The organism is Bilophila wadsworthia ATCC 49260, assembly GCF_000701705.1.
Classification (GTDB): Bacteria; Desulfobacterota; Desulfovibrionia; order Desulfovibrionales; family Desulfovibrionaceae; genus Bilophila; species Bilophila wadsworthia.
On sequence record NZ_JNJP01000109.1, the window covers coordinates 1 to 9,322 of the forward strand.

7 protein-coding genes are annotated in these 9,322 nt (G+C 64.3%); 6 read left to right on the forward strand and 1 reads right to left on the reverse strand.

Annotation, left to right across the window (positions count from 1 at the left end; all coding sequences use genetic code 11):
* Positions 1-246: 246 nt before the first annotated feature.
* Positions 247-981, reverse strand: coding sequence for a hypothetical protein (locus tag T370_RS0119680; RefSeq protein ID WP_005028002.1), 735 nt, complete (start codon positions 979-981; stop codon positions 247-249).
* A gap of 335 nt (positions 982-1,316) precedes the next feature.
* On the opposite strand from T370_RS0119680, the gene T370_RS0119685 reads away from it, so the two are divergent.
* From T370_RS0119685 to T370_RS0119710, 6 genes are read left to right on the forward strand one after another with little or no spacing between them, the layout of a single operon-like run.
* Positions 1,317-5,318, forward strand: coding sequence for a complex I subunit 5 family protein (locus T370_RS0119685; RefSeq protein ID WP_029436748.1), 4,002 nt, complete (start codon positions 1,317-1,319; stop codon positions 5,316-5,318).
* Positions 5,312-6,271, forward strand: a complete 960-nt coding sequence (locus tag T370_RS0119690) for a respiratory chain complex I subunit 1 family protein (protein WP_029436749.1) — start codon at positions 5,312-5,314, stop codon at positions 6,269-6,271. The genes T370_RS0119685 and T370_RS0119690 overlap by 7 nt, the downstream gene beginning before the upstream one ends.
* Positions 6,272-6,284: 13 nt before the next feature.
* Complete coding sequence (locus T370_RS0119695; RefSeq protein WP_005028005.1) at positions 6,285-6,719, forward strand: NADH-quinone oxidoreductase subunit B family protein; 435 nt, start codon at positions 6,285-6,287, stop codon at positions 6,717-6,719.
* Position 6,720: 1 nt separating this feature from the next.
* A complete protein-coding gene (locus tag T370_RS23890) occupies positions 6,721-7,560 on the forward strand; it encodes a 4Fe-4S dicluster domain-containing protein (protein WP_005028006.1) in 840 nt (279 codons plus the stop codon).
* 35 nt (positions 7,561-7,595) lie between these two features.
* Positions 7,596-8,156 (forward strand): NADH-quinone oxidoreductase subunit C, encoded by a 561-nt coding sequence (locus T370_RS0119705; protein ID WP_005028007.1) that lies wholly within the window; start codon positions 7,596-7,598, stop codon positions 8,154-8,156.
* Positions 8,153-9,241, forward strand: a complete 1,089-nt coding sequence (locus T370_RS0119710; RefSeq protein WP_005028008.1) for a hydrogenase large subunit — start codon at positions 8,153-8,155, stop codon at positions 9,239-9,241. The genes T370_RS0119705 and T370_RS0119710 overlap by 4 nt, the downstream gene beginning before the upstream one ends.
* The last annotated feature ends 81 nt before the right edge of the window (positions 9,242-9,322 follow it).

A 9,322-nucleotide genomic window follows, 5' to 3' on the forward strand; every position in this document is an offset into this window, starting at 1 on the left:
TTCAAAGACTTTCGTGTTTATCGAATCCCTGTTGGGCGATTTTTCCTGTGGGCGAAGAATGGAGGAGAAAACTTTTTCCTGCGGACAAAAAGAAACCGCCTAAACATCTTGTGTTCAGGCGGTTCTCTCATTTCTCCGTCCGCTGTCTGATACAATCTTTCTTTCAGCCCTGGCCGGAACGAACTCCCGCCGCGCTGCCTCCCCATCAGTCAAAAAGTTTGGGGGGATGAGGGGAGGGGGCCCCTTTCATTCTCCCAGCTTGCTTTCCTTGAACTCGTGCTGCGGCGCGCCGGGCGGCGGCGGGGCGTTCGGGGGAAGGGTGACGTCCTTCTGCCCGATCTTCACTTCAATGGTGGGCTCCTCGGGCGCGTAGGGCGGCTTCTTCTGATCAACGTCCACGAACAGCTTGCAGCTCTGGCTCAAGCAGTCGTAGACGGCGAGGAGCTTGGGCACGAGGATGGACGCGCCGGGCTTCTCGACGAGCAGATAGTAATCGCGCATGTTGTTCTTGCCGATGATCGGCTTGACCCGGCAAAGCAGCAGCCACTCGTTGAGGCCGTCGTCGTTCCAGTCCGTCTGGGCAAGCAGCGTCACGGTCACGATATCCGCCCCCTGCCCGAGCATGAAGCCGTAAGGCTGCATCTCCACCGTATCCCCCGCCGTACGCGACAGGGCGAACGTCGGCGGCAGCAGCGCCGGATCGACCTTGAAACGGAACGCCGGAGAAAGACGCTGGAACAGATATTCCCCAAGCTGGGGCGGCAGTTCCGGGGTCGAAAACACGGGAGCGACATAGGCCCCGTGCTCGTCGATGACGCCGTGGGCCTTGAGCACCGGAGCCAGCCGTTTCGCCATCATGTTGAACTCATTTTCGACCGTGACGTGCACCTGTTTGCCGGAGCACCCGGCGGCAAGGCAGACGCACAGGCACAAACAGGTTGTGAAAAAAAGACGCAGAGATAAGGGGAAGCGAGCCGACATGGAATCTCCCGGTTCGTGGCTGTAAAGGTGGATGGACGTCTGCGTGATAGCCCCGCGGAGTGGGATTGTAAAGAGCGCGGGAACATGCGAGAATCATATTCCAGCGTGTTTTCCTCAATCCGGAACTGTTTGTTTGAATAAACACAACAAAGAGTGTCGGATAATGGGAAAACGCTCACAAAAGGACAAGTCCGTTGTTTCTTGAGGTCCGCCGTTTGAGGGAAGGCGGCCTCTTTCCGGCGCGGACCCTGCCTTCGCGCCGGGGCAGTCCGGCACTGCGTCTGATTTCTATCCACTATGGACAAGCACAGCGCTTACTTTTTAAGGAGGGGAGCATGGACAGTAGCGTAACGCCGACTTCGCCATCAGAGATGGCTATTCTCGTCGCCGGCCTGCTGATAATGCTGTTTGGGGTTTACAAAGTGTACCGCGAGCGGGGCCGTCCCGGCCTGCTGATCCTCTGGGGCGGCCTCGTGGACTTGGGGCTCGCGCTCATGGGGCTCGGCCTCGGGCCGTCCGGCGACGTGGGCAGCATCATGATCGTCATCTATCATGCCATCGCCCGCCTCGCGGCATGGATAGGGCTGTCCGGGCTCGTCGCCAACCCGTATTCCTGCGTCGCCAACGACATCCGCGGCGCGCTGCACCGCAACCCCGTGGGGGCCGTGCTGCTGGCGTTCGCGCTTGAGGCCTCGCTCGGCATCTCCCCGGCCATGACGCCGGAAGGCCAGCATCTGGTCCTGCACGCCATGGCCATGCACAGCATCGACGTCCCCCTCGGCGGCCCGGTCCTTGCCATCATCATGGCGCTGGGCTATACCGTGCTGCTGTGGCTTTCCGCCGAAGTCGTCCTGCAGGTGTGTTTTACCCGGCCCGACGAACCCATATGCACCGACGTCCCCCTCGGCGGGGGCGGCTTCGCCCGCGCGCTGTTCGATCAGGAAACAGAACTGCTCGGCGTGCCCAGCGGAAGCTGGTGCCCCATCGTCCCCAACCGCTGGAGCAAGACCCCGGCGGCGATCAGCCTGTACGTCCTGCTCGGGATGCTGGTGGTTCTGGGGCTTGGGCGTTTCTTCGTGCAGGATTTCGGCGCGTGGCTCATCGGCATCGATCCCCATACGCTGGTGGAGCTCGAAGGCCCGTGGCATGTGACCCCGCTCCTGCTCTATGTGGGCTCCTTCCTCGTCCTCTGCCCCCGCATCATCAGGCCCGCCTACCGGGCCAAGTATACGTTCGCGCTGTTCCTCGCCGCGTTCATCCTCATTTATGCAAGTGATCTGCCGCCCCTGTCCCGCCTGTTCTCGCTGATCATCTCGGGCATCGGCACGCTCGTGGCCTGCTATTCCACCAACTATATTGAAGAGGACGGGCGCAAGCACTGGTACTGGTTCTTCCTGCTCCTCACCTTCGGCGCGCTGCTCAACATCGTGACCACCGACAACATCGGCACGCTGGCCTCCCAGTGGGAAGTCATGACGTGGGCGTCCTTCGCGCTGGTGGCGTGGGAACGCACTTCCAAGGCGCGCGATGCGGCCATCAAGTATGTGGTGCTGTGCTGTAGCGCGGCCTACCTCATGATCGTGGGCTTCTTCATGATCGGCGGGAACCATACTCAGTACGGCGAAATCGTCGCCAATCTGGCGGTCCATTCCGACGACGTGCTCAAGTTCGCCCTTGTGTTCACCCTGCTCGGCTTCGCGGCCAAGGCCGGTCTCGTGCCCCTGCACAGCTGGCTGCCAGACGCCCACCCCGCCGCGCCGTCCTCCGTGTCCGCGCCGCTCTCCGGCGTGCTCACCAAGATGGGCGTGTTCGGCGTGGTGACGGTCTACTTCGGGCTCATCGGCTACAAGGAGCTCGCCTCGACCGGGACCTACGGCGGCCTCACCGCCCCCGGCCTGATGGTCACGTTCATGGGCCTGTGCACGATGGCCTACGGCGAATGGATGGCCCTCAGGCAGGAAGACCTCAAGCGTATGCTCGCCTACTCCACCATGGGGCAGGTCGGCGAAATCTTCACCGTCCTCGGCCTCGGCACGTGGCTGGCGGCGGCGGGCGCGCTGTCCCATGTCCTGAACCACGCGATCATGAAGGACTTGCTCTTCCTCTGCGCGGGCGGCCTCATTTTCCGCGTCGGCAGCCGCAAGCTTTCCGATCTCGCTGGCCTCGTCCACGAAATGCCGTGGGCCGTGGGCTGCATGAGCATCGGCATCGTGTCCATCATGGGCCTGCCGCCGTTCAACGGCTTCGTGAGCAAATACCTCATGATCGTGGCCTGCATGGACGCCGGGCAGCCGCTCATCGCGGCGGCGCTCATCGCGGCGAGCCTCGTGGGGGCGATCTACTACATGCGCATCCTGCGCACGATTCTGCTTGACCCCGCCCCGGCGGGGCGCCGCCGCGTGCAGGGCGTCACCACGACCATGCGCGTCCCCATGATCATCCTCGCGGGCCTGTGCGTGATCCTCGGCGTGGCCCCGCAGACGGGCCTGTCGCTCGTCACCCCGGTCATCAACGAGCTTATGCCGCACCTCGGCTCCGGCGCGGGGCACCTTTCGGCCGTCCTGCCGTCGCTCGATGTGGGCTGGCCCGTGTATGTGATCCTGCCCATGATCGGCGCCGTCGTGCCGATCTGGTTCCGCAAGGACCGCGTGAAGGCCGGATGGGGCGCCGCCGCCATCCTGTTCCTGACCACCCTGCACGTGCTCGCGTTCGGGCAGGATCTGGACACGCTGTCCTTCATCATGGCCCTGTTCATCCCCGCCATCGGCACGGTGAACCTCGTGTACGCCGTGGGCTACATGGAGCACAGCCATACGCAGTGGCGCTTCTACGCCTTCTTCCTGCTCATGACGGGCGGGCTGCTCGGCGTGGCGGCGAGTTCGGATCTGTTCAGCTTCTTCACCTTCTGGGAAATCATGAGCTCGTGGGCCCTGTATTTCGCCATCGCGCATGAGGGCACGCCCGAAGCGCTGCGGGAAGGCTTCAAGTACTTCCTGTTCAACGTGGCGGGCGCGGGCTTCCTGTTCCTCGGCATCGGGCTCATCGTGGCCTACACCGGAACCGGCGAGTTCGCGGGCGTGGCCAAGGGCTTCGCCTCCCTTTCTCCCGCCGTGGGCACCTCCATCATGATCCTGATGGCCGTCGGCTTCTGTATGAAGGCCGCGCAGGTTTCCCTGCGCATCGACTGGCAGATGCACCCGGCGCTGGCCCCCACGCCCGTGTCCGGCTACATCTCCTCCGTGCTGCTGAAGATCGCTGTCTTCGGCCTCGTGAAGCTGTTCCTCGTCTTCGGGAGCGTGTACGCGCAGTCCCCGGACACGGCGGGGCTCTTCTCGCAGCAGGCCGTCATGTACGCCACGGCATGGATCGGCGCGTTCACGCTGCTGTACAGCGCCGTGCAGGCCATGCTCCAGAACAGCCTCAAGCTGGTGTTCATCTGGTCTACGGTGAGCCAGATCGGGTACATGGTGCTCGGCATCGCCGTGGGCACGAGCCTCGGCATGGCGGGCGGCCTCCTGCACATGGCGAACCACGTGTTCTTCAAGGATCTGCTCTTCCTCATGGTCGGCGCGGTCATGCTGCGCACCCACGCGGATACGATCTCCGAGCTGGGCGGCGTGGGCCGCAAGATGCCCGTGACCATGTTCTGCTTCTTCATCGGGTCGCTGGCCGCCGTGGGCGTGCCGCCGACCAACGGCTTCACCTCCAAGTGGATCATCTATCAGGCGCTCATGGCGGAAGGCGAACCGCTCCTCGCGCTGATCTCGCTCATCGGCAGCGTGATCACGCTGGCGTACCTCGCCCGCTTCATGCACGCCGTCTTCCTCGGACAGCCGGGGCGCAACCTCGACCATATCGAAGAGGCCCCGTGGGTCATGCGCGCGCCCATGCTGCTCATGGCCTTCATGGTGATCCTGACCGGCGTGTTCCCCGGCCTGATGCTCGCGCCCCTCAATGCGGCGCTGGCGGAATACGGAATGCCGTCGCTTGACGTGGCCTTCTACGGCCTCGCCACCGGCCCCGGCGCGTGGGACGCCACGGCGGTCGCCGTGCTGATGCTCGTGGCCTTCGGCGGCTGCTGGCTGGCCCTGCGCTTCCTGCTCTCCCGCGTGAAGATCCGCGTCGCGCCCCCGCACGCCTGCGGCCACGACGCCTCCCGGGAAGCCTCGCGCATCCCGCCCGAAGCCATCTACCCGGCGCTGGTCAACCTGTGCACGGGCAACAAGCCCGGCAGCGCCACATGCCCCCTGCCGGAACTGGCCCTGTCCCTCTGCCGGGCCCTGCGGCAGTCCCTCGGCCGGAACGGCCGCATCAACAAGGAGCGTCCGTCATGCTAGACCTGCTTGTGGGCATTCTCCACCTTGTCGTCTTCCCCGGCGGCCTGTTCGCGCTGGCGCTGGGCCTGTTCCTCAAAGGATGCGACCGCCGCGTCGAAGCCCGGCTCCAGCGCCGGGTGGGGCCGCCGCTGATCCAGCCCTTCCTCGATCTCGTCAAGCTGAGCACCAAGGAGGTCATCATCCCGACCTCCGCCGTGCGCGGGGCCTTCCTCGCGGCCCCCGTGGTCGCGCTCGGCGGCATCGCCATGTGCGCGGCGTTGCTGCCCGTGCCCGGCGTGACCGACGGCCTGCCCAAGATGGGCGACCTGCTGGTCATCTTCTACCTGTTCCCCATCCCGGCGATGGCGATCATGCTGGCGGGCTCCTCGTCCGGCTCGCCCTACGGCGGCATCGGCTTCTCCCGCGAGATGATCATGATGCTTGCCTATGAGGTTCCGCTGCTTATGATCATGCTGACGGTCGCCATGAAAGTGGGCGGCGGCAGCGGGGCCGAGTTCTCCCTGACCAAGATCATGGACTATCAGGCCGAACACGGCTCGTTCGGGCTCACCCCGGTCATGTGGCCCGCGTTCCTCGCGTGGCTCATGTTCCTGCCCGCCACGCTCGGCGTGCCGCCCTTCGACCAGCCGGAGGCGGAAACCGAAATCCTCGAAGGCCCGCTCCTCGAATACTCGGGTGTGCTGCTGGCCTTCTTCCACATGGCCTCGGCCCTCAAGATGGTCGTGGCGCTGGCGCTCGGGGTGGTGCTGTTCTTCCCCGGCACGATTTCGGACATCCCCGCAGTCAATCTGGTCTGGTTCGTCGTCAAGTGCGCGCTGTTCATGCTGTTCACCCTGACCGTGGTGAAGTCCGCCACGGGGCGTCTGCGCATCGAACAGGCTCTGTCCTTTTTCCTCAAGTATCCCGCCGGGCTGGCCCTTTTGAGCCTTATCCTGGTGTGGATTGGCTGCTGACGGGAGGCCGGTCATGAACCTCATCAAGAAACTTTCCACCCGCTCGCCGTGGCTGTTCCGCATCAACGCGGGCTCCTGCAACGGGTGCGACGTGGAACTGGCCACCACGGCCTGCATCTCCCGTTACGACGTGGAGCGCCTCGGCTGCAAATACTGCGGGAGCCCCCGCCACGCGGACATCGTGCTCATCACCGGGCCGCTCACGGCGCGGGTCAAGGACAAGGTCCTGCGCGTCTGGAACGAAATCCCCGAGCCCAAGGTGACCGTGGCCGTGGGCATCTGCCCCATCAGCGGCGGCGTGTTCCGCGAAGGCTACTCCATCGAGGGCCCCGTGGATCGCTACCTGCCCATCGACGTCAACGTGCCCGGCTGTCCGCCGCGCCCGCAGGCGATCATGGAAGGCGTGCTCGAAGCCGTCGCCATCTGGCGGGAAAGGATGGAGGGCTGATATGGAATTCCTCAAAATCCTTTGGGACAACCTCAAGAAGGGCCCGGTGACCGACGCCTTCCCCTTCGGAGAAACGTATACCCCGGACCGCCTGCGCGGGCGGGTCGAAATCGACCCGGCGCTGTGCGTGGGCTGCGGCACGTGCGTCCACGTCTGCGCCGCCGGAGCCATCAACATCTCGAAATTCGAGGACGGCAGCGGCTTCGAGATCACGGTGTGGCGCAACTCCTGCTGCCTGTGCGCCCAGTGCCGCCACTACTGCCCGACCAAGGCCGTCACCCTCACCAACGACTGGCACAGCGCCCACCGGGCCACGGAAAAATATACCCAGATCACCCGCGCCAAGGTCAAATACGACTACTGTGCCGTATGCGGGGCCAAAATGCGCGTTCTGCCGCAGGAAGTGCTCAACCGCATCTACGCCAAGCATTCCGAAGTCGACGTGGACGTGATCTCGCACCTCTGCCCGAACTGCCGCCGCATCGACGTGGCGGTCGAGGAAGACCGCGCCTGTCATATCGACCAGCTCGAAAAGATGGCCGCCCGCGAGGAAGTCTGTCTCGTTCCGCCGAGAAAGGCCGAAAAGGCCTCGGCGGACAAGGAAAACGCAAAGGAAGCTCCCGCTCAGGCGGCCTCTGCCCCGAAAACAGCCGCACCCTCGCGGGAAGCTACGGCACAGCCCAAGTCCGACCCTGCGGCTTCCAAGGCGGCACCGAGCGCCCAGACGCCTCCGGCTGAACAGGCCGCTTCCGCAGCAGCCGAAACGCGGCCCGATACGCCTTCCGGCACGGAAAGCGCCGCTGAAAAACCGTCTCCGGCGGCGGGCAACACCGCCGACTGAGCCGACGTACCGCTATGACGCAAGGAGAAACTTGCATGAATACGACATGGTCAAGCCGTTCCATCAATCCCGAGCTCGTCAAGGGGCTGGTGGATCTGGCTTCCGAAGAACGGCATAACTGGGACAGCTGGGGCAACGGCTTCGAGTGGGTGACGCTCATGAACGCCGGCCAGCTCCCCGCCGCTGCCGCACTGCTTGCCAAACACGAGGCGCGCCTGTGCACGGTCACCGCGCTGAACAAGCAGCTCGCCGAGCCCGTCACCACGCTGGCCTATCACTTCGACGTGCACGGCTACACGGTGACGGTGACGGTCCCGCTGGACCCCGCCGAGAACAGCGTGCCCACCATCACCCCGTGGTTCCGCAATGCCGACTGGAACGAACGTGAATTCGCGGAGCTGTTCGACGTGCACGTCGACGGCAACACCAACCCCAAGCGCCTCTTCCTCGATCCGGAAATCGACGAGGGCATCCTCAACGAGGTCATCCCGCTGACCATCATGATGAACGGGGCCTGCACCAAGGATATGTGGGAGCGCATCATGGAAGTGAACGCCGAGCCCGGCGAGGAAGTGGAAAAGGGGGTGCACGAATGAGCCAGACCAGCAGTTTTTCCCTGCCCATCGGCCCGGTGCACGTCGCCCTTGAGGAGCCGGTCTACTTCCATCTCGACGTCGACGGCGAAACGGTCCGCAAGGTGGAGATCACCTCCGGGCACGTCCATCGCGGCATGGAAGGCATGGCGACGCAGCGCAACTTCTTCAAGAACACGACGCTGACCGAACGCGTCTGCTCGCTCTGCTCCAACAGCCACTCGCTGACCTACTGCATGGCGGTCGAAAACGTGCTCGGCATGACCCCGCCGCCCCGCGCCCAGTACCTGCGCGTGCTGGCGGAGGAAACCAAGCGCGTGGCCTCGCACCTGTTCAACATCGCCATTTTCGCGCACAACGTGGGCTTCAAGTCCCTGTTCCTGCACATCATGGAAGTGCGCGAGAACATGCAGGACGTGAAGGAGACCATCTACGGCAACCGCATGAACCTTTCCGCGAACTGTATCGGCGGCGTGAAGTTCGACATGGACGACAGCCTGACCATGTACATGCTGGAACGGCTCGACACCGTCGAAGAAGCGGTCAAGCGCGTGGAAAAGGTGTTCCGTACCGATCCCCTGATCGCCAAGCGTTCGCGCGGCGTGGGCGTCCTGTCCCGCGAGGATGCGTGGGCGCTCGGCGTGGTCGGCCCCGTGGCGCGCGGCTCGGGCCTCGACATCGACGTGCGCAAGAACACGCCCTATCTCGTCTATCCCGATCTCTACTTTGACATCGTCAAAGAACAGGACGGCGACGTCTGGTCACGCGCGATGGTGCGCGTGCGCGAGGTGTTCGAGTCCATCCGCCTGCTCCGCCAGTGCCTCGACAAGCTCCCCGACGGCCCGTTGGCCGTGCACATGGAGCGTATCCCGGAAAGCGAATCCGTCGCCCGCTCGGAGGCCCCGCGCGGCGAGCTTATCTATTACCTGCAGACCAACGGGACCGACACCCCCGCCCGCCTCAAGTGGCGCGTGCCGTCCTACATGAACTGGGAGGCCCTCACCGTCATGATGAAGGACTGCCAGCTCGCCGACATCCCCGTCATCGTCAACAGCATCGACCCCTGCGTCAGCTGCACGGAGCGGTAGGGGGGTGAAATGAAGATTGGGGAGGGGGAGGAGAACCCTTCTGGAGAAGGGCTTCTCCTCCCCCTCCCCAAACCCCACCCC